The following is a 20,453-nucleotide window of genomic DNA, read 5'->3' on the forward strand; positions in this document are numbered from 1 at the left end:
CGGTAAAAACCTGACACATTTGAAGCCCGTCTCCTGACGGGCTTTCTTATTTCTGCATGTCACACTGCGGCCCCTCAAGGATGGGTGAGTGGATGTGAAGGACATGGGCATGCAGCTTTTGAGACGGGTGACGCCAGCCTTGCGCTGGCTGGTTTTTTTCAGCGTGCTGATGCTGGGCCGGGAAGGGCTGGCGATGGCGCCGAACGCCTCGCCAGCGCAGCGCGTGGCGACGACCAGGCCGCTGGTGCTGAGCCCGCAGGAGCGGGAGTGGATCGCCCGCCACCCGCAGGTGATCGTCGCTTCGGTGCAGTATCCGTTGTACCTGTTCAAGGATGAGCAGGGGCAGTGGACTGGCCTGAGCAACGATATCCTGCTGCGACTCTCGCGGATGACGGGCTTGCAGTTTGTCCATCAGGAGTCGTTCTCCACCGAGCACCTGCTGGGCCTGCTGGAAAGCGGGCAGGCGGACATGAGCAGCACGCTGGTGGTGAACGATGAGCGCAAGGGCTTCCTCGACTTCAGCCACGCCTTTGGCGGGTCGGGCTGGGTCTTCGTCGAGCTGGCCGCAGGCGAACCTGTGCAGTCGCTGGAGGCGCTCTCAGGCAAGGTCCTGGCACTACCGGCCCGGCATGCCCTGGAAGCCGGTATCCGGCGCGACTACCCACAGATCCAGTTGCGCACGGTGAAAACCTACGCCGAGGCGCGTGCCCTGGTGGAGAGCGGCGAAGCCCACGCCACCATCGAGAACGAAAATGGCGCCTATCAGTTTCCGGCGGGGCGACTGGCCATCGGTATGAGCGTCGAGGGCCACTGGGTCACCGACCATCTGGCCGTGCGCAAGGGCCAGCCGCAACTGTTGAGCATCCTCAACAAGGCTCTCGAGGCATTTCCTCCTGCCGAATTGCGCGCGATCCGCGTCAAGTGGCTCAGTGGCGTGGTGCCCATGCAGCCGCCATCACTGTGGCAACGGTTGATTCGATGGGCGTGCTGGGGGGGTGTGCTTGCGGGCGTGTTTGGCCTGATCTCGGTGCTGTGGAATCGCCGGCTCAATTGCCAGGTCGAGCGCCGAGTCAGGGCCGAAGAGGCGTTGGACGATCAGTTGGCGTTCGAACAATGCCTGATCAACGCCATGCCCGATCCGGTGTTCGTCAGGGATCTGGAGGGGCGCTTGATCCAGTGCAACAAGAGCTATGAAGAGTACCTGTCGACGCGCTTTGACCGAGTCCAGGGCAAACGCCTGACCGAGGTCGATACGCTGCCGGCCGCCACGGGCCAGTTGCTGCACGCTGAGTTCATGGCGCAACTGGGCAGCCGCAAAGGCCGTTTTATCGAACGTCAGCTGACGTTCAACAACGGCACGCGGGAGATTTACCAGTGGACGGTGCCGTTCTATAGCGCCAAGGGCGTGCTGCGTGGCGTGCTTGGCGGCTGGACCGCGCCCCGTGGGCCGCGCCACCAGGAGCCGCGCTGAGGTTTGGCGGGGTGTTTTTATCCTGTCATCTTTTCCCGGCATGCTCTGCCAACTAGGGTGTTGCGATATGCCTTCAGTCGAGATCTAGAACTTTCTTCTCGGGCCAGTGGTCATTTACAGTGAACGCGCCTTGGCACTTTGTTTCGGACTATTGAGTGGTGATCGAGATGGAAAGTATCAGCCTATTGTTGGGTGAAGCACTGAGCCCGTACCAGGTAACGCTGACCCCGTCGGGTGTTTCTGGAGAGTGCCTGGTGACCTTGAAGAATGCCGTGGGCGCGATTGTGGTCGAGCGTGAGTTCAGTCAGGCGCAACTGCGCGACAAGCGCCAGCTCACCGACGTGGTCGACGGCTTGCATCGTGATGTGCTGATTGCTGAAGGGCGGCTGCAGCCCTGTGTAATTGCGGCCTTGCGCAATGCCGCGCAAGACAAGCCGACAACGCTGGGCCACTGATTGAGTTTTTTCGGGAACCTTCCCGACATCCCGTAAGTCAGACCCTGTACCAACAAGAGCAAGCATTGTGCTCCGGTGCTTGTCGCTTGTGGTACGGGTCCTTGTTGACCACGTTTAACCCCGAGTCGTCTCCCCACTTCTCGGGGTTTCTTTTGTCTGGCGTTTGATCAGGGGGTCTGGTCCTGGAAAAAACGTCGGGCGTCCTCCAGGTATTCGTTGCGCATCTGCGGGTCGAGCCATTGCGCGTAAAACTCGATCAAGCGATTGTCCCGCAGCTTGAGCACCGTGGCGTTGATCGCCTTGATGGCTTGGCGCCCCTGGGCTGTATCCGAACAGGCGATATGGATCGACTGATACTTGTCCGCGCCACGAATCCCATAGAACTCCAGCTCCTCGGGCGCGATGCCCTGTTGCTGTGCCTGATAGCGAATTTCTGGCCAGTAGCCCAGCAACGCCATCAGGCGCCCCGCACGTTGCATCTGCAGGAGGCTGCCCAGGGCGTCGTTGCCGTAGTGGGCCGACAGGCTGTTGCCGGGAGCCTGCTGCAGGATGCGATCGACCATCTGCCCGTAACTGCGTTCGGCGACCACGCCAAGCTTGCTGTTGTCGCGCGCCAGCAGTAACTCCAGGTCAACCTGGTTGTCGATGATGTAGGGCGCCAGCGCGCCACGGTCCTTGTGGCGGATGGTGATGCCGTTACTGCGGATGCGAAACGCCGGGATCGAATAGGCGAGGCGTTTTGCCCGCTGCGGGTTCCACACCAGCGATGGGTCGCAGGTGAAGCTTGGTTCCAGGAGCATTTGCATGGCGCGCGCGCGATTGACCCGCATCAGGCTGTGCTGGTACTCGGGCATGCTGGCGATCAACAGCGGCATGAACTGGTCGACCGCTCCCTGGTTTTTCTGCGCTCCCTCGAAAATCGTCAGCGGCGGCAAATCGCGCAGCAGCCAGACCAGGGTGTCCTTGTCATTGGCCGCGGCCGGCATCACCGCAAGGCCAGCCAGGGCCGCAGCAACCAGCGCCAGACGCTGTTGTCGGCCGAACAGCCGGCCCAGTGCGGACAGCCTGTTCAGCTTAGATCGCCCCATCTTCACGCAGGCGCGTGATCTGTGCCGCGTCATAGCCCAGCGCACCCAGCACCTGGGCGTTGTGTTCGCCCAGTTCAGCCCCCACCCACTCGCAACTGCCGGGTGTTTGCGAGAGTTTTGGCACGATGCCCGGCATCTTGAACTCCTTGCCGTCGGGCAGCTTGGCCTGGAGGAACATCTCCCGGGCGAGGAATTGCGGGTCGCTGAACATGTCTTCGGCGCTGAAGATACGACTGGCAGGCACCTCGGCGGCGTTCAGGCGCTCGATCACGGTATCCAGCGGTAGCGAGCTGACCCACCGATCAATCACTCCGTACAGCTCGTCACGTCGGCTGTCGCGCCCATCGTTGCTGGCCAGGATCGGGTCGCAGGCCAGGTCGTCGCGGCCGATGGTCTGCATGAAGCGCTTGAAGATTGCGTCGCCATTAGCGCCGATCTGCACATGTTTGCCGTCGGCGCTGGTGTGGATGGAGGAGGGTGTGATGCCGGGCATGATGTTGCCGGTGCGCTCGCGGATGAAGCCGAACACATCGAACTCCGGCACCATGCTTTCCATCATGGCGAAGATCGCTTCATACAGCGCCACGTCCACCACTTGCCCCTGGCCCCCATTGACTTCGCGATGGCGCAGAGCCATGAGCGCGCCGATCACCCCCCACAACGCGGCAATCGAGTCACCGATGGAAATCCCGGTGCGTACCGGTGGACGGTCCTCGAAGCCGGTGATGTAGCGCAAGCCGCCCATGGACTCACCTACCGCACCAAAGCCGGGCTGGTCTTTCATCGGGCCGGTCTGGCCGAAGCCGGACAAACGCACCATCACCAGTTTTGGGTTCAGGGCATGCAGCACATCCCAACCCAGGCCGAGCTTCTCCAGCACCCCGGGGCGGAAGTTTTCGATGAGGATGTCGGCTTCACCCAGCAGCTTTTTCAGAATGGCCAGGCCATCGGGGTGCTTGAGGTTGAGGGTCAGGGACTTCTTGTTGCGTGCCTGGACAAACCACCACAGCGAGGTGCCCTCGTAGAGTTTGCGCCACTTGCGTAACGGGTCACCGCCATCCGGAGATTCGATCTTGGTCACATCGGCGCCGAATTCGGCACAGATGCGTGAGGCAAATGGCCCGGCGATCAAGGTGCCGAGCTCGATGACTTTCAGGCCGGAAAGCGGTTTGGCGGTAAGCGGCATGGGCGATCCTGTAGGACAAAAGCGGAGTCAATGCAGCCTTTTATCATAGCCAGGCGCTCATCGCCCAAGCTTGATGGTCGTGATGATTCGTTGAATAGCCCTGGCATCGGTTAGACTTGCCGCCTTTCCTCGTATCAAGAAGCCCGTTCATGGCCCAGCCGTCCACGACCTACAAGTTTGAACTGAACCTTACCGACCTCGACCGCAGCGTGTACGAGAACGTCAAGCAGACCATCGCCCGTCACCCTTCGGAAACCGAAGAGCGCATGACCGTGCGGCTGCTGGCCTATGCCTTCTGGTACAACGAGCAATTGTCTTTTGGTCGCGGGTTGTCGGACGTGGACGAACCGGCGCTGTGGGAAAAGAGCCTGGACGATCGCGTTCTGCACTGGATCGAAGTCGGCCAGCCAGACGCTGACCGCCTGACCTGGTGCTCGCGTCGCACCGAGCGCACCAGCCTGCTGGCCTACGGCAGCCTGCGAGTCTGGGAAGGCAAAGTGATACCGGCGATCAGGAACCTGAAAAACGTCAACATCGCGGCGGTGCCCCAGGAAGTCCTGGAAACCCTGGCCAAGGACATGCCCCGCGTCATCAAGTGGGACGTGATGATCAGCGAGGGCACGATCTTCGTCACCGACGACCGTGGCCAGCATGAAGTCCAGCTGCAATGGCTGGCGGGCGAGCGCGGCTAAGGCCTGTTGCCGATCTGGGAGCAGTAGCCTGTAGTCCCGCCGCATTTAACCTGTGAATTTAAGAGAAACCACTGTCATCCCATGCGCATAGAACCTCGCCAGCTTCCCGCCACCCTGCCATTTCTCGGTGATCTGCCGCCGCTGCTGACCCGCTTGTACGCGGCGCGCGGGGTGCAGTCGGAAGCTGAGCTGGACAAGAGTCTGGCGCGCTTGATCCCGTTTCAGCAGCTCAAGGGGATCGAGGCCGCGGTGGACCTGCTGGTGGTGGCGCTGGAGCAGCGCCAGCGGATCCTGATCGTCGGCGATTTCGATGCCGACGGCGCGACGGCGAGTACGGTCGGGGTGCTGGGGTTGCGCCTGCTGGGGGCGGCCCATGTCGATTACCTGGTGCCGAACCGTTTTGAGTACGGCTACGGCCTGACCCCGGAAATCGTCGAGGTGGCGTTGACCCGCACCCCGCAATTACTGATCACCGTGGACAACGGTATTTCCAGCGTCGAAGGCGTGGCAGCAGCCAAAAAGGCCGGGCTCCAGGTACTGGTCACCGATCACCACTTGCCGGGTGATGAACTGCCGCTGGCCGATGCCATCGTCAATCCGAACCAGCCGGGCTGCGACTTTCCGAGCAAGGCGCTGGCCGGTGTCGGAGTGATTTTCTACGTGCTGATGGCGTTGCGTGCACGCTTGCGCAGCCTGGGTTGGTACGCCAGCACGGCGCAACCGAACATCGGCGAGTTGCTGGATCTGGTGGCGCTAGGCAGTGTGGCCGACGTGGTACCCCTGGATGCCAACAACCGGATCCTGGTGCACCAGGGCCTGGAACGGATTCGCGCCGGGCGCGCGCGGCCGGGGATCAAGGCAATCCTCGAAGTGGCCAAGCGTGACCACGCGCGGATTACCTCCACCGACCTGGGCTTCATCCTCGGCCCGCGCCTGAACGCGGCGGGGCGCCTGGACGACATGAGCCTGGGCATCGAGTGCCTGCTCACCGACAACGTCGAGCTGGCGCGGGAAATGGCCGCGCAACTGGACGGCATGAACCAGGACCGTAAATCCATCGAGCAGGGCATGCAGCGTGAAGCGCTGGCCCAGCTCAAGGACCTGCCCGTGGAGTCGATGCCGTTCGGCTTGTGCCTGTTTGATCCGGAGTGGCACCAAGGGGTGATCGGCATCCTCGCGTCGCGGATGAAAGAACGTTATTTCCGTCCCACCATCGCGTTTGCCGATGCGGGCGACGGCATGCTCAAAGGGTCCGGGCGGTCGGTGCAGGGATTCCACATTCGCGACGCCTTGAGCGTGGTGGCGGCGCAGCACCCGGACCTGATCAGTAAGTACGGTGGTCACGCCATGGCCGCGGGCCTGACTTTGCCGCAAGCGAACTTTGCGCTGTTCGCCGATGCGTTCGACGCCGAAGTGCGTCGTCAGTTGCGTGAAGAAGACCTGACCGGCCGTCTGCTGTCGGACGGCACTCTGGCTGTTGAAGAATTTCACCTGGAACTGGCCCGCGCCTTGCGCCACGCCGGCCCATGGGGGCAGCACTTCCCGGAGCCGCTGTTTCATGGCGTGTTCCAGTTGGTCGAGCAGCGGGTGGTGGGTGAGCGGCACCTCAAAGTGGTCCTGAAGAGCGAATGCGGTTCGGTCAAGCTCGACGGCATCGCCTTTGGTATCGATCGCGAAGTGTGGCCGAACCCGACTATCCGCTGGGTCGAACTGGCCTACAAGCTCGATGTGAACGAGTTCCGTGGCCAGGAAACCGTGCAGTTGATGATTGCCCATATCGAACCGCGTTAAACCCTGCTGGCTGCGCCGATGTCGACTAGGCTCTAAGCACTGCTTGATTGGCCTTGTGACGTATCGTCCATTTTTTGCCCGCGGGGGCGGGTGCTGCATCCTTTCCTGTCACTCGTCGACTATTCAAACAGAACCCTGGAGCCTGCCCACTGATTCGAGAGGTGCCCCATGAGTCTGCTGCTTGAACCCTATACCCTTCGTCAATTGACCCTGCTCAACCGCATCGCCGTGTCGCCGATGTGCCAATACTCCAGCGTCGATGGACTGGCCAATGACTGGCACCTCGTGCACCTCGGCAGCCGCGCCGTGGGCGGGGCCGGCCTGGTGTTCACCGAAGCCACCGCCGTGACTGCCGATGGTCGCATCACCGCCCAGGACCTGGGCCTGTGGAACGACGCGCAGATCGAACCGCTGCAACGCATCACCCGTTTCATTACCGCCCAAGGGGCGGTGGCCGGCATCCAGTTGGCGCACGCCGGACGCAAGGCCAGCACTCATCGGCCATGGTTGGGCAAGCACGGCAGCGTCAAGCCGGCCGATGGTGGCTGGACGCCGGTAGGCCCTTCGCCGATAGCCTTCGATCCGGAACACAGCCAGCCCACCCAACTGAGCGAATCGCAGATCAGCGAGGTCATCCAGGCCTTTGTCGAGGCCGCCAAACGCGCCCTGGAGGCAGGTTTCAAGGTGGTCGAGGTGCACGCAGCCCACGGTTATCTGCTGCATCAGTTTCTTTCGCCCCTGAGTAACCAGCGGCGCGACCAGTATGGGGGGTCGTTCGAAAACCGCATTCGCCTGGTGCTGCAAGTGACCGAGGCGGTGCGTGCCGTATGGCCAGAGGAATTGCCGTTGTTCGTGCGGGTATCGGCCACTGACTGGGTCGAGGACGGCTGGAATCCGGACGAAACCGTGGAGCTGGCGCGTCGCCTGAAAGCCTTGGGGGTCGACCTGATCGATGTGTCCTCGGGTGGGACGGCGGCGAATGCCGAGATTCCGACCGGGCCGGGTTATCAGACGCGATTTGCCGAACGGGTGCGCAAGGAATCCGGGATCGCCACCGGCACCGTAGGCCTGATTACCGAACCGGCCCAGGCCGAGCACATTTTGCGTACCTGCCAGGCCGACATCATCCTGCTGGCCCGTGAACTGCTGCGTGACCCTTACTGGCCGCTGCACGCTGACGACGACCTGGGCGGACGCAAGGCGATATGGCCGTCACAGTACCAACGGGCAACCCACCGCGATCAGCCGATCCATGAGTCGGATCTACGCGATTGATCGATTTGTAGGGGGGTAGGGGCAGGCTTGCCAACCTGCCCCTTGTAGGACCGTTCAAACGTTATTGCATGGCCTTTTACGCAGCAGGCCAATCCGGATAGTTGCGCTTGTCCGGCGCCGGCGGGAAGTACTGGTACAGCCAGGTCTCGCTCAGTGTCCGGTCCTGGGTGCGGATGAACAGACGCAGCTCAACCGGCTCCACGCTGTCGTTGGTGGGGAACCAGTCGAAGGTGATCCGGTAGCCCTTGATGTCATCGAGCACCAGCACGTTGAAATCCTTGACCTCACCGTTCGACGCGGTCACCACCGGCTCGATGCCAGTGCCCGGTGGCAGGCGATCCAGACCGCCGCCGTTGAAGTCGACGGCAAAGCGCCGCGCCCAGACCTTCGGATAATGCTCACCCGGGGCCCAGCCTTCGGTGAACCCGCCCATGCCTGATCGGGTGGCGTTAACCCGTGCCAGTGGCGTACCGACGGGCGGCAGGGCGCTCCAGTAGAGCTTGTAGCCGTAGTTCAGGGAGTCGCCAGCCGCCACCGGCTTTTTCGGCGTCCAGAAGGCCACGATGTTGTCCAGGGTTTCGCCCGTGGTAGGGATCTCCAGCAGGTCGATGGAGCCTTCGCCCCAAGCGGTGGTTGGTTCGACCCACAGGCTTGGACGCTTGCTGTACCAGTCGACGGTGTCTTGATAGCTGGCAAATTCGTGGTCGGTCTGGACCAGGCCGAAACCTTTCGGGTCCTTGTCGGCGAAGGCGTTGAACTGCAGGGTCGCCGGATTGTTCAGCGGACGGCAGATCCACTCGCCGTTGCCGCGCCACATGGCGAGGCGGTCCGAGTCGTGGATTTGCGGGTGAATGGTGTCGCACATGCGCCGCTCATGGGTGCCGCAACTGAACATGCTGGTCATCGGCGCAATGCCCAATTGTTCAATGGCGGTGCGGGCGTTGACGTGGGCATCGACGGCCATCACTACCTGATTGGCCTGGCAATCGATGTCGAAGCGGTAGGCCCCGGTGGCGCTCGGTGAATCGAGCAGGGCATAGACCACAAACCGAGTGCTGTCCTTGTCCGGGGTTTCGAACCAGAACTTGGTGAAGTCGGGGAATTCTTCGCGTTTTTTCGCGTAGGTGTCGATAGCCAGGCCGCGGGCCGACAAGCCGTACTGGCCGGTGTTGTCCACCGCGCGGAAGTAGCTGGCGCCGAGGAACGACACCACGTCGTGCCGGTCCAGTTCCGGGGCCTTGAACAGCTTGAACCCGGAGAACCCCAGGTCACCCTTGAGTTGTGCTGTATCGACTTTGGAGTTCTGGTAGTTGAACAGTGCCGGGCGGAAGTGCACTTCCCGCGCCTGCCGGGTTTTCGGGTCGACGCTGTACATGCGCACCGGCTGCTTGAAGCCCATGCCGACATGGAAGAACTGCACGTCGAGCTGGCCATTCAGTTCATTCCACAGGGAATGTTTGGCGTCGTATTGAATGGCATTGAAGTTCTGCGGCGTCATGCTGGCCAATGTCGGCGGCAGCACCTGCTTGGTGTCGGCGTAGCGGGTGCTGGCCAGTTGTTTGGCCTGCACCTTCAGCGCCTCGAAATCGAAGGCTTGCGCCTCACCATCAGCCGTGCCGGCCCAGGCACGGGCGGCCAGCAGTCCGGTGGCCGAGAGGCCGGTGTAGGCGGCGATGGCCATGGAGGCCTTGAGCAAATTCCTGCGGTGCATAGGACAACCTGTCTTGGACGATCCCGCGGCGTTCCTGGCTGCGTTACGGATCAGAAATAGAGGTTCGGACAAACCTTCGGCCAAACGCATGGGAGTTTAAACAGATGCCAAACAAGTTAAAGGGTTCGAAATAACTCGCAAACTGATTGGCTTGCACTTTGCGCAAAACTGCGGCGGGTCAGGTCGTGGACGGGGTTCAACGTCTGTCCGATGCAGTGTTTAAAATAAGCGTTTTTATTTTTTTGACTAATTACTCTAAAAATACCTCGCAACGGATTTTTTGTTTCTATTCTTAGGTTCATGACCGGCCCTTGCCCAGGGGTTGGCGCAGGTTGGAGCAACAGCAGGGCGATGGAGTAATCAGGGTTTCATCACATGCAGAGGGACATCGTCCATGGCTAAAGCGCAAGGCATCATCGGTTGGCTGGGTTTGTTTGCAGGCATGAACTTTTCGCAGCGGTCACGCCGGTTGAGTTCAGAGGAAATAAAACTGCTGGAGCGTTATCGCGAGCTCTCGGAGAGTGACCGGATTGCCATGCGCTATCTGGTGGATGCAATGCGCAGTGTGTCGCGGTTCTGAAGAAGGGGGTAGGACTCTCCCCTGGTAGTTGCAGGGGAGAGCATCGTCACCACTGCTGGTGACGCTCGGTTCGCTGATGCAGGATCCGCAGAACCTGGACCTGGCCCAGGGCCAGGCGATAGGGCACGACGAAGGGTATTTGATTCAGCACCAGTTCGCGCACATCCGGTACCTGTGACGGACGGCCCGAGCCGGGAAAACGTTGCAGTTGTTCAAGCCTGTCGAAGATGTCGGCCACTACATCGTCGGCGCCGGCCACTCCAACCAGGCCACTGTAATGTTCATGAATGGCCTGCAGATCACTTTCAGCTTTTTCGGTCAGTGCGACTCTCGGCACGGTTCGCCCACTTAGCCTTGACGGCGTCCAGTTCGGTCAGTTTGCCAGCGTCGGCATCGGCAATGCCTTCGCTGATGGCTTGCAGATGCCAGGACTCGGCTTCCACATAACGAACCAGTGCACGCTTGAGATGGTACTGCCTGTCACGATCGGTCGCGGCAGCCAGTTGATCCAGCTGCTGGGCCAGGACCTCTTCTACTCGAAAGGACAAAACGGGCGAAGCCATGGGGCTCTCCTGTAGAGGTTGTATACGCTGTAAACAAGGTATACACCCTAGGCTTCGCTCGTGCCTCAGTCAACCGTCGGTGCGTGCGCCGGTCGTCGTTAACCTTAGCGGGGCAGGTGCCAGGGGGCTGCCGGTAAGTATGACCAGATGTCTTGCCCGTCCAGTGCTTGTTGGACCTTAGCCCACTTCTCCTACCGCCCTGTACGCCTCATCGATGGCGGCATGGGCATAAGCACTCCAGGCTGCGTCGGAATTGGCGATGCTGACCTTGCCCACTGGCTGACGCGCCAGGTTCATCAGTTTTTCACTCTCGTCGGAATCGTCGTACAGGCTATTGGAGAAGTACGCGTAGCCATGTGACCAGCGGTTGACGGTGATGGCCAGGATGTCGGTCTGGTGGTTGAAGCCACCCGGGCCGAGCATGCGTTGCAACTGATCGCGCAGTTGGGCTTCGAGGACCTCGAAGGTCTGTCCGTAGAGTCGACCTCGACCGGCACGGGCCTGGTCGCGGGCGTTCATGCCGCTGTTGGGGCTGGTGGGCACATAGACCATGTGCAGGCCAATTGGCTGTGTCGGATCCTTGGGGTGATCGTAGCCGCCCATGCTCACCGGGTAGTCGAGCTTGATCCGGCTGTAGGGCTGGGTCGCGGCATAGATTTCGTGGACCCCCAGTTTCTGGAACGATTGCCAGTTGCGGATCACCACTTTGGTGTACACCAGCGGGAATTTCACGTTCTGGCTCAGGGCGTGGGATTGTTCGGCCGAGAGGTCGCGCAGCAGGTAGGGAATCATCATGTTGTAGCAGGCCATGATGCAGTGTTTGCCACGCACCTGGCTCAGTTGTCCGCCACGGCTGTAACCGATGTTCACCCCGTTGCCGACGTTGCGCACGCTGACTGCAGTGCTGTTGAGGCGAATGCGCACCGGGGTTTTCGCCTGGTCGAGTTTGCTGTAGTCGAACGGTGCCAGGACGATATCGTCCATGGTGTGACCGGGGGCCACTGCCGGGATCAGGCTGCGCACCAGCAGGCGGGCCAGCGAGGCGTTGCCGTCGGGGAAGTGGTAGATGTAGGGCTCTTCCATTTCCGCCTGGGCTTCTTCGCTGATCGGCTCCAGGTTCATCGCCGAGAAGCCTGGGAAACCGACGTTGTAGGCGTCATACGCTGCCACGGCATCGATGCTCAGGGCCATGAAGTCGTTGGTGCGGCTCTGGAAATACTTCACCGCCTGTTCCGAAAGGCCGACGTCCTTGAGCAGGAAGTCGCGATAGCTGGTGCGCTCCAGGTGGGCGGTTTTGTCTTCGGTGGATTGGCCTGCCAGGTAGTCCGTGGGGGCGCTGTGCACCGCGATCAGTGCTTCACGGTCGGCCTGTGGCAGTGGGAAGTCGTTGATGAAGTCTTCAATGCTGCGGGCGTGCAACTGGTCCGGGGCGATATCGTCGGCCACCATCGGGGTTGGGTCGCCGGTCACCAGTTTGTCTTCGCCGAAGTTTTCCTTGTCGAAGAACACCGCGCGTGACAGGCCCAGGCCAGGATAGAACTGGCGATCGAAAGCACTTTCAAAGCGCTTGATGTCGACCCCGAGTTTCTTCAGCAGGCCATTCACTTCCTTGCTGTAGAGGTGGCTGGGCGACTGGAAGGCTTCACTGCCGCCATAGCCGAGGATCATCCGTCCGCCGGCGGAGAACTCGTTGCGCTTGGCGTGGCCGCCGAAGTCGTCGTGGTTTTCCAGGATCAGGATGCGTGCCTTGGGATGTTTTTCGCGGTAGAACCAGGCTGCGGACAACCCGCTCAGGCCTCCGCCGACGACTATCAGGTCGTACTCTTCGCTGATCGGCAGTGGGTCGGTGTCGAAGACTTTTTTCTCCCAGCCCATCTGGTGCGCCAGTTCGAACGAGCCGACGTGGCTGCCGCGCAGGCCGGTGAGGGCGGGTGGGTAGTAGCGGCCATCAGGGGCGGCCTGGAGCAGTTGCAGCGGGGTCATTCCGGCGGCAATGCTGATGGCGACACCGTTGAGGAAGTCGCGGCGGGTGATATCCATGTTCAATCCTTGGTGGTTTTTTAGTCGCCCCGACCCGCGTGCAGGGGGGCAGGGCGTTGTCGTTACCGGCTGACTTTCCAGGCATCGCCTGCTGGGGCGGTGCCATGGTCATAGGGTTTGCCGAGCCACATGTAGAGCAGGCCCAGGCCAATGACGATGGCCGTGCTCAGCACCATCGCGTAGTTGACGTACCACGGCGCATCCGGCGTGCGTGGCCAAGCCATGTTGATGATTGCCCCGACACCATAGACCAGCGCGCCGATGTTCACGGGCAGGCCCCAGGCCCCGAGGGTGAACTTGCCGCTGGGTTTCCAGCCGCGAGCGCGGGCGTAGAGCGCCGCGAGCACGATCATCTGGAATGCCAGGTAGATCCCGATGGCAGCGAAGCTGACGATGGTGGCGACGGCGTCCTGTAGGAAAAAGCCCAGGGCGATGATCAACGCCGGCAGGATACCGGAGACGAACAAGGCGGCAACCGGAACCTGGGTGTTCGGCGAAATCCGCTTGAGTAGGCCGCTGCCGATGACCATTTCGTCACGCGCGTAGGAGTACAGAAGACGGCTGGCCGCCGCTTGTAGGCTGATCACGCAGGAGATGAAGGAAATCATCACCACGCCCATCACCACCTTTGAGCCGACCGGGCCGAACGCGTTGTTGAGGATGGTGGTGACCGGGTCCTTATCGGTGCCATTGATCACCGCTTGCATGTCCGGCACCGCCAGGATCAGGGCCAGGCAGGCAAACATCGCGGCAATGCCGCCGATGTAGATGGTCATGCGCATGGCCACCGGAATTTTCTTGCTCGGGTTGGGGGTTTCTTCGGCCACATCGCCACAGGCTTCGAAGCCGTAGTACAGGAACATCCCGGCCAGGGAGGCGGTCAGGAACGCCGGCAGGTAGGAGCCATCGACGCTGATGTCGAAGGTGTTGAACAGCACGCTGAGGGGTTGATGACGCTCGAACAGCAACAGATAGACACCGACGATGACCGCGCCGATCAGTTCACAGAGGAAACCGAACATGGCAATGCGCGCCAGCACCTTGGTGCCGCTGAGGTTGACCAGGGTGGCGAACAGCGTCAGTACCAGGGCAATGATGATGTTGGTGTTGTTGTTCGGTTCAAAGCCGAGCATGGCCGCCAGGTACGGGCCGGCGCCGACCGCGACGGCAGCGATGGTCACGCACAGGGCAATGGAGTAGATCCAGCCCACCATCCACGCCCAGCGCTTGCCCACCAGGCGTCGGGCCCACGGGTAGACGCCGCCGGAGATCGGGAACTGCGAGACCACTTCGCCGAAGATCAGGCACACCAGCATCTGGCCGCAGCCCACCAGCAGGTAGGCCCAGAACATCGGTGGGCCACCGGCGGCCAGGCACAGGCCGAAGAGGGTATAGACCCCGACGACCGGAGACAGGTAGGTGAAGCCCAGGGCGAAGTTTTCCCACAGGCTCATGCTGCGATTGAAATTGGAGGTGTACCCCAGTTTACGTAGCTGCTCGGCATCGCTGTCAGCGACGACGGGAGAGTGTTCGGGTAATGCACTCATGGCGTGGATGCTCCGGAAAATCGGCAGATTTCGGATGGCCGAAACCGTGGCGGGGCCTTGAGGGCGCCGCCAGGATCGGTGGTTATTATTTTGTCTTCTTGGGTTTGGAGCCTGGTGGTGCGGACTGCCGGTTTCTGCCTTGAAACCGAGGTGACGCCATCGCCAGCAGGCTGGCTCCCACAGTTTGAAATGCGTTTCCCTGTGGGAGCCAGCCTGCTGACGATGCTTTTAGTGCTTGAACATCACATGCCGCACGGTGGTGTAGTCCTCGAGCCCATACATGGACATGTCCTTGCCATACCCGGACAGTTTCTGACCGCCATGGGGCATTTCGCTGACCAGCATGAAGTGGGTATTCACCCAGGTGCAGCCATATTGCAAACGCGCGGCGAGACGGTGGGCACGGCCTACGTCAGCGGTCCACAGCGACGACGCCAGGCCGTAGTCCGAATCGTTGGCCCAGCCCAGTACCTGAGCCTCATCGTTGAAACGAGTCACCGAGACCACTGGACCGAACACTTCACGCCGGACGATTTCATCGTCCTGCTGGGCGTCGGCCAGTACCGTTGGCTCGAAGAAGAAACCCTCGCCTTCCACGGCCTTGCCGCCGGTGATCAAGCGAATGTGCGGTTGCGCCACGGCGCGCTCGACAAAACCGGCGACGCGGTCGCGATGCTGGGCGGTGATCAGCGGGCCCAGTTCGGTGGCGGGATCATCCTGCAGACCGTATTTGATGCTGCTGACCGCGGCCCCTAGTTTCTCCACGAACTGCTCGTAGATACCGGCCTGGGCATAGATGCGGCAGGCAGCGGTGCAGTCTTGCCCGGCGTTGTAGAAACCGAAGGTGCGGATGCCTTCCACGGCCGCGTCGATGTCGGCGTCGTCGAAGATGATCACCGGCGCCTTGCCGCCCAGTTCCATGTGCATGCGTTTGACGCTGTCAGCGGTGCTGGAAATGATGTTCGAGCCGGTGGCGATCGAGCCGGTCAGCGACACCATGCGCACTTTCGGATGAGTGACCAGCGGGCTACCCACCGTCGGCCCACGACCGAACACCAGGTTGAGCACGCCAGCCGGAAAAATCTCCGACGCCAGCTCGGCCAGGCGCAAGGCGGTCAGCGGGGTCTGTTCCGACGGCTTGAGCACCACGGTATTGCCGGCCGCCAGGGCTGGAGCGATTTTCCAGGCGACCATCATCAGCGGGTAGTTCCACGGCGCGATCGAGGCAATCACGCCGACTGGATCGCGGCGGATCATCGAGGTGTGGCCCGGCAGGTATTCACCCCCGGCCATGCCGCTCATGCAACGGCTGGCGCCGGCGAAGAAGCGGAACACATCGGCAATCGCCGGGATCTCGTCGTTCAACGCCGCACTCAGCGGTTTGCCGCAGTTATCCGATTCCAGCTTCGCCAGTTCTTCGCCGTGGGCTTCGATGGCGTCTGCCAGCTTGAGCAGCAGCAGCGAGCGGTCCTTGGGCGGGGTCTGCGACCAACTGTCGAAGGCCGCATCGGCGGCGCGTACGGCGGCGTCGACCTGGGCTTCGCTGGCTTCGTTGATCTGCACCAGCACACGGCCCAGCGACGGGTTGAAGACGGCCTGGGCCGGGCCTTCGCCCTCCACCAGTTGGCCGTTGATCAGCAGTTTGGTTTGCATGTTCATGTCCTCTTTGGCGCTTTTATTTTTCTGCTGAAACCGGAACCCAGGTGGGAGCGGGCTTGCCCGCGATGAGGTCATCGCATCCAACATTGATGATGATTGACCCAACGCAATCGCGGGCAAGCCCGCTCCCACAGTGGCCCTGTTCCTCCAGTTATCCGTTTATTTACCGCCGCTACCGGCCACGCTTTCACCGCCGCGTGTCAGGTAGTAGGCACCGAGAATCGGCAGCATGGTCACGATCATCACCAGCATCGCCACCACGTTGGTCACAGGCACGTCCCGTGGGCGGCTCAGTTGATTGAGCAGCCACAGCGGCAAGGTGCGTTCATGGCCGGCGGTGAAGGTGGTGACGATGATTTCGTCGAACGACAGGGCAAACGCCAGCATGCCGCCGGCCAGCAACGCCGAGCCGAGGTTCGGCAGGATGATGTAGCGGAAGGTCTGCCAGCCATCGGCGCCCAGGTCCATCGAGGCCTCGATCAGGCTGTGGGAGGTGCGGCGCAGGCGGGCGATGACGTTGTTGTAGACGATCACCACACAGAAGGTCGCGTGACCGACGATGATGGTGAACATGCCTGGCTCGATGCCCAGGGATTTGAAAGTCGCCAACAAGGCAATCCCGGTGATGATCCCCGGCAGGGCAATCGGCAGGATCAGCATCAACGAGATGCCTTGCTTGCCGAAGAAGTCGCGCCGGTACAGCGCCGCCGAGGCCAGGGTGCCGAGGACCATGGCGATCAGGGTCGCGATGGCGGCGATCTGGGCCGACAGCTTGATGGCTTCCAGGACGTCAGGTCGCGAGAACGCCACGCCGATCCACTTCAGGGTGAAACCCTTGGGCGGAAAACTGAACGCTGCGTCTTCGGTGTTGAAGGCGTACAGGAAGATGATCAGGATCGGGAAGTGCAGGAACACCAACCCGCCCCAGGCCGCGATGCGCAGACCTAAAGAAGCTTTCTCAGAGTGCATCGAAGGCCCCCAGGCGTTTGACGATGGATAGGTAGATGGCGATCAGCACGATCGGCACCAGGGTGAAAGCCGCGGCCATCGGCATGTTGCCGATCGCGCCTTGCTGGGCGTAGACCATGCTGCCGACGAAGTAACCCGGCGGGCCCACCAGTTGCGGCACGATGAAATCGCCCAGGGTCAGGGAGAAAGTGAAGATCGAACCCGCGGCGATGCCCGGGATCGACAGCGGCAGGATCACCTGCATGAAGGTCTGGCGCGGCTTGGCCCCGAGGTCGGCGGAGGCTTGCAGCAGGGACGGTGGCAGGCGCTCCAGCGAAGCCTGGATCGGCAGGATCATGAACGGCAGCCAGATGTACACGAACACCATGAAGCGGCCCAGGTGCGAGGTGGACAGGGTGCTGCCACCGATCCCGGGAATCCCCAGGACGAATTGCAGCACCGGCTCCAGCCCCAGGTGCTGGACGAACCACTGTGCGACGCCGCCTTTGGCCAGCAGCAAGGTCCAGGCGTAGGCCTTGACGATGTAGCTGGCCCACATCGGCATCATCACCGCAATGTAGAAGAACGCCTTGGTCTTGCCGGTGGTGTAGCGCGCCATGTAGTAGGCAATCGGAAACGCCACGATGGCGCTGGCGATCGAGACCACGATGGCCATGCTCAGGGTGCGCAGGATGATGTCGAAGTTCGACGGCTGGAATAGCGCGGCGAAGTTGCCCAGGGTCAGGTCGGGGGTGACCGCCATGGTGAAGTCGTCAAAGGTGTAGAAGCCCTGCCACAACAGGGTCAGGAGCGAGCCGAGATAGATCGCGCCGAACCAGATCAGCGGCGGCACCAGCAACATCGACAGGTACAGATTGGGGCGGCGATACAGCAGGTTGGAGAACCGGCGCAGCGGCGAGCCCCCCGAAGGCGTTTGTGTCATGGTCACGGTGTTCATCTCACACCCCGCTCGTGACGGTGTCGTGCAGCGGGGTCATCGCCTCGCGGGCCCAGCGCGCGCTGATGCGTTGTCCGGTCTGGTGCTGGGCGCTGGTGTCCAGCCACTGGTTGTTGGCCTTGCTGATGTTCAGGGTCTGGCCGTTTTCCAGCTTCAACTCGTAACGGGTGGCGCTGCCCTGGTACTGGATGTCGTGCAGCAGGCCGCTGACTTCGATCTCATGGCTGGCCAGCGGGCCTTCGGCGAAACGCACGTGTTCCGGACGAATCGAGAAGGGCTGCGGGTTGCCGCTCAGTTGTTGCGCCAGGTCGCCACGGATCACGTTGGAGGTGCCGACGAATTCGGCGACGAAGGTGGTGGCCGGTTTCATGTACAGGTTGCGCGGGGTGTCGACCTGCTCGATGCGGCCCTTGTTGAACACCGCCACGCGGTCGGACATCGACAGGGCTTCGGTCTGGTCGTGGGTGACGAAAATGAAGGTGATGCCGAGCTGGCGCTGCAGTTTCTTCAGCTCGCTCTGCATTTGCTCACGCAGCTTCAGGTCCAGCGCCCCCAGGGGTTCGTCGAGCAACAGCACCCGTGGGCGATTGACCAGAGCGCGAGCCAGGGCCACACGCTGGCGCTGGCCGCCGGACAATTGCACCGGCTTGCGCTCGCCGTAGCCGCCCAGGGCCACCATGGCGAGGGATTCTTCGGCACGCTCCAGGCGTTCCTTCTTGCCCACGCCCTTGACCTTCAGGCCGTAGGCGACGTTGTCGCGGACATTCATGTGGGGGAACAGGGCGTAATCCTGGAAGACGGTGTTGACGTCACGCTGATAGGGCGGCAGGCCGGCGGCTTCTTCGCCGTGGATGCGGATCGACCCCGCGCTCGGCTGTTCGAAGCCGGCGATCAGCCGCAGGCAGGTGGTTTTGCCCGAGCCGGAAGGGCCGAGCATGGAAAAGAACTCGCCGTCCTGGATGTCGATGGAAACCCGGTCTACGGCTTTCACTTCGCCGAATAGACGGGAAACGTTGGTGAACTGGACTGCAAGCGTCATGGTGCGGTGCTCCAAAAAGGCGCGGGCCGTCGCAGCGGCCCTGCCTGGACTTCTGAAAAATCTATCAATCGAAAATCAATTCTGCTTTTGGCAAAGCGATGGAGCTGGAAAAGTCGTTCAGGGAGCGTCGCGAGCGGCGATTAGTCGTGTCCGGCCAGCGCACAGCCCCCGGAGCGTACGTCAGTACGTGAGGAGGCGAGCACTGCCCGGGCGCGGATAATCGGCGCGCAGCAGCTCCCGGAATGACTTTTAGCGGCCGCCCATGATCGCGATGTAGTCCTGGGTCCAGCGGCTGTACGGCACGAACTTGCCGCCTTCAGCCTGCGGGGTTTTCCAGAAGGCGATCTTCTCGAACTGGTCGAAACCGTTGGTCTTGCAGCCTTCGGCGCCCAGCAGTTCGCTGCCCTGGCAAGCCGCCGGGACCGCTGGCAAGGAGCCGAACCAGGCCGCGACATCGCCCTGGACCTTGGGTTGCAGCGACCAGTCCATCCACTTGTAGGCGCAGTTCGGGTGCTTGGCCTCGGCGTGCAGCATGGTGGTGTCGGCCCAGCCGGTGGCGCCTTCTTTCGGGATAGTCGAGGCGATGGGCTGTTTCTCGTTCATCAGGCCGTTGACCTGATAGGGCCAGGCGCTGGAGGCCACTACCCCTTCGTTCTTGAAGTCACTCATTTGCACGGTGGTGTCGTGCCAGTAGCGGTGGATCAGCGGCTGCTGGGCGCGCAGCAGGTCGAGCACGGCCTTGTACTGTGCTTCGGTCAGCTCGTAGGGGCTCTGGATGCCCAGTTCCGGCTTGGTGCTTTTCAGGTACAGCGCCGCGTCGGCGATGTAGATCGGACCGTCATAGGCCTGCACGCGGCCTTTGTTGGGCTTGCCGTCTGGCAGGTTCTGCGCATCGAACACCACGTTCCAGCTGGTGGGGGCCGTCTTGAACACGTTGGTGTTGTACATCAGCACGTTCGGGCCCCATTGATAGGGGGTGCCGTATGTCTGCTGGTTGACCACGTACCAAGGGGCATCCTTGAGGCGCGGGTCGAGGTTTTTCCAGTTAGGGATCAGCGCGGTATTGATCGGCTGCACACGCTTGCCGACGATCAACCGCAGCGAGGCGTCGCCAGAGGCAGTCACCAGGTCGTAGCCGCCTTTGGCCATCAGGCTGACCATCTCATCGGAAGTGGCGGCGGTCTTGACGTTGACCTTGCAGCCGGTCTCCTTCTCGAAACCGGTCACCCAGTCGTAGGCCTTGTCGCTTTCACCCCGTTCGATGTAGCCAGGCCAGGCCACGATGTCCAGTTGGCCCTCGCCGGCACCAACGGCTTTCAGCGGTTCGGCGGCCTGGAGGCTGGCACTGGCCAGCAGCGCGGTGGTGATTGCACTGAGCAATGCGGTCTTGTGCACGAACATGGGGTTTCCCTCTTCTTTAAATTATGGTCGGGGCAGTGTTGAACGTGAT

At 61.8% G+C, this 20,453-nt stretch carries 18 protein-coding genes; 6 read left to right on the plus strand and 12 right to left on the minus strand.

The window, feature by feature from the left end; genetic code table 11:
- Positions 1-109 precede the first annotated feature (109 nt).
- Positions 110-1,471 (plus strand): transporter substrate-binding domain-containing protein, encoded by a 1,362-nt coding sequence (locus CKW24_RS07665; protein ID WP_095167139.1) that lies wholly within the window; start codon positions 110-112, stop codon positions 1,469-1,471.
- Between the two features lie 167 nt (positions 1,472-1,638).
- Positions 1,639-1,926, plus strand: coding sequence for a DUF3509 domain-containing protein (locus CKW24_RS07670; RefSeq protein WP_095166656.1), 288 nt, complete (start codon positions 1,639-1,641; stop codon positions 1,924-1,926).
- Between the two features lie 167 nt (positions 1,927-2,093).
- Here the strand turns inward: CKW24_RS07670 and CKW24_RS07675 are convergent, their stop codons facing one another.
- On the minus strand, positions 2,094-3,020 hold the full coding sequence (locus CKW24_RS07675) for a TIGR02285 family protein (protein ID WP_371917575.1): 927 nt from the start codon (positions 3,018-3,020) through the stop codon (positions 2,094-2,096).
- Positions 3,001-4,200 (minus strand): CaiB/BaiF CoA-transferase family protein, encoded by a 1,200-nt coding sequence (locus CKW24_RS07680; RefSeq protein WP_095166660.1) that lies wholly within the window; start codon positions 4,198-4,200, stop codon positions 3,001-3,003. The genes CKW24_RS07675 and CKW24_RS07680 overlap by 20 nt, the downstream gene beginning before the upstream one ends.
- Before the next feature lie 149 nt (positions 4,201-4,349).
- Here CKW24_RS07680 and CKW24_RS07685 point away from each other — a divergent pair, with 149 nt between their 5' ends.
- The 3 genes from CKW24_RS07685 to CKW24_RS07695 all read left to right on the plus strand — a co-directional run bounded on the left by CKW24_RS07685 (position 4,350) and on the right by CKW24_RS07695 (position 7,958).
- Positions 4,350-4,892 (plus strand): YaeQ family protein, encoded by a 543-nt coding sequence (locus CKW24_RS07685; protein WP_095166662.1) that lies wholly within the window; start codon positions 4,350-4,352, stop codon positions 4,890-4,892.
- Between the two features lie 81 nt (positions 4,893-4,973).
- On the plus strand, positions 4,974-6,683 hold the full coding sequence (gene recJ / locus CKW24_RS07690; RefSeq protein WP_095166664.1) for a single-stranded-DNA-specific exonuclease RecJ: 1,710 nt from the start codon (positions 4,974-4,976) through the stop codon (positions 6,681-6,683).
- Between the two features lie 168 nt (positions 6,684-6,851).
- A complete protein-coding gene (locus CKW24_RS07695; RefSeq protein WP_095166665.1) occupies positions 6,852-7,958 on the plus strand; it encodes an NADH:flavin oxidoreductase/NADH oxidase in 1,107 nt (368 codons plus the stop codon).
- Positions 7,959-8,034: 76 nt separating this feature from the next.
- On the opposite strand, the gene CKW24_RS07700 is transcribed toward CKW24_RS07695, so the two are convergent.
- A complete protein-coding gene (locus CKW24_RS07700; protein ID WP_095166667.1) occupies positions 8,035-9,669 on the minus strand; it encodes a glucan biosynthesis protein D in 1,635 nt (544 codons plus the stop codon).
- A gap of 394 nt (positions 9,670-10,063) precedes the next feature.
- On the opposite strand from CKW24_RS07700, the gene CKW24_RS07705 reads away from it, so the two are divergent.
- Positions 10,064-10,249 (plus strand): hypothetical protein, encoded by a 186-nt coding sequence (locus CKW24_RS07705; protein WP_095166669.1) that lies wholly within the window; start codon positions 10,064-10,066, stop codon positions 10,247-10,249.
- Between the two features lie 46 nt (positions 10,250-10,295).
- On the opposite strand, the gene CKW24_RS07710 is transcribed toward CKW24_RS07705, so the two are convergent.
- The 9 genes from CKW24_RS07710 to ydcS form a co-directional block, all read right to left on the minus strand.
- A complete protein-coding gene (locus CKW24_RS07710; protein WP_095166671.1) occupies positions 10,296-10,586 on the minus strand; it encodes a type II toxin-antitoxin system RelE/ParE family toxin in 291 nt (96 codons plus the stop codon).
- Complete coding sequence (locus tag CKW24_RS07715; protein ID WP_095166673.1) at positions 10,555-10,812, minus strand: CopG family ribbon-helix-helix protein; 258 nt, start codon at positions 10,810-10,812, stop codon at positions 10,555-10,557. The genes CKW24_RS07710 and CKW24_RS07715 overlap by 32 nt, the downstream gene beginning before the upstream one ends.
- Positions 10,813-10,989: 177 nt before the next feature.
- Entirely contained in the window at positions 10,990-12,852 is a 1,863-nt protein-coding gene (locus CKW24_RS07720; protein ID WP_095166675.1) for an NAD(P)/FAD-dependent oxidoreductase, read from the minus strand.
- 62 nt (positions 12,853-12,914) lie between these two features.
- A complete protein-coding gene (locus tag CKW24_RS07725; protein WP_095166677.1) occupies positions 12,915-14,399 on the minus strand; it encodes an APC family permease in 1,485 nt (494 codons plus the stop codon).
- A 228-nt stretch (positions 14,400-14,627) separates the two neighbouring features.
- A complete protein-coding gene (locus tag CKW24_RS07730) occupies positions 14,628-16,052 on the minus strand; it encodes a gamma-aminobutyraldehyde dehydrogenase (protein WP_095166679.1) in 1,425 nt (474 codons plus the stop codon).
- Between the two features lie 165 nt (positions 16,053-16,217).
- Positions 16,218-17,027, minus strand: a complete 810-nt coding sequence (locus tag CKW24_RS07735; protein WP_095166681.1) for an ABC transporter permease — start codon at positions 17,025-17,027, stop codon at positions 16,218-16,220.
- A complete protein-coding gene (locus CKW24_RS07740; RefSeq protein WP_095166683.1) occupies positions 17,017-17,964 on the minus strand; it encodes an ABC transporter permease in 948 nt (315 codons plus the stop codon). Before CKW24_RS07740 ends, CKW24_RS07735 begins: the two co-directional genes overlap by 11 nt.
- A 1-nt stretch (position 17,965) precedes the next feature.
- The gene (locus CKW24_RS07745; RefSeq protein ID WP_095166685.1) at positions 17,966-19,003 is read right to left on the minus strand and encodes an ABC transporter ATP-binding protein; all 1,038 of its coding nucleotides are present in this window, start codon (positions 19,001-19,003) and stop codon (positions 17,966-17,968) included.
- A 249-nt stretch (positions 19,004-19,252) separates the two neighbouring features.
- Positions 19,253-20,404, minus strand: a complete 1,152-nt coding sequence (ydcS, locus tag CKW24_RS07750) for a putative ABC transporter substrate-binding protein YdcS (RefSeq protein ID WP_095166687.1) — start codon at positions 20,402-20,404, stop codon at positions 19,253-19,255.
- Positions 20,405-20,453 lie beyond the last annotated feature (49 nt).

Source organism: Pseudomonas sp. Irchel 3H3 (genome assembly GCF_900187635.1).
Lineage (GTDB): Bacteria > Pseudomonadota > Gammaproteobacteria > Pseudomonadales > Pseudomonadaceae > Aquipseudomonas.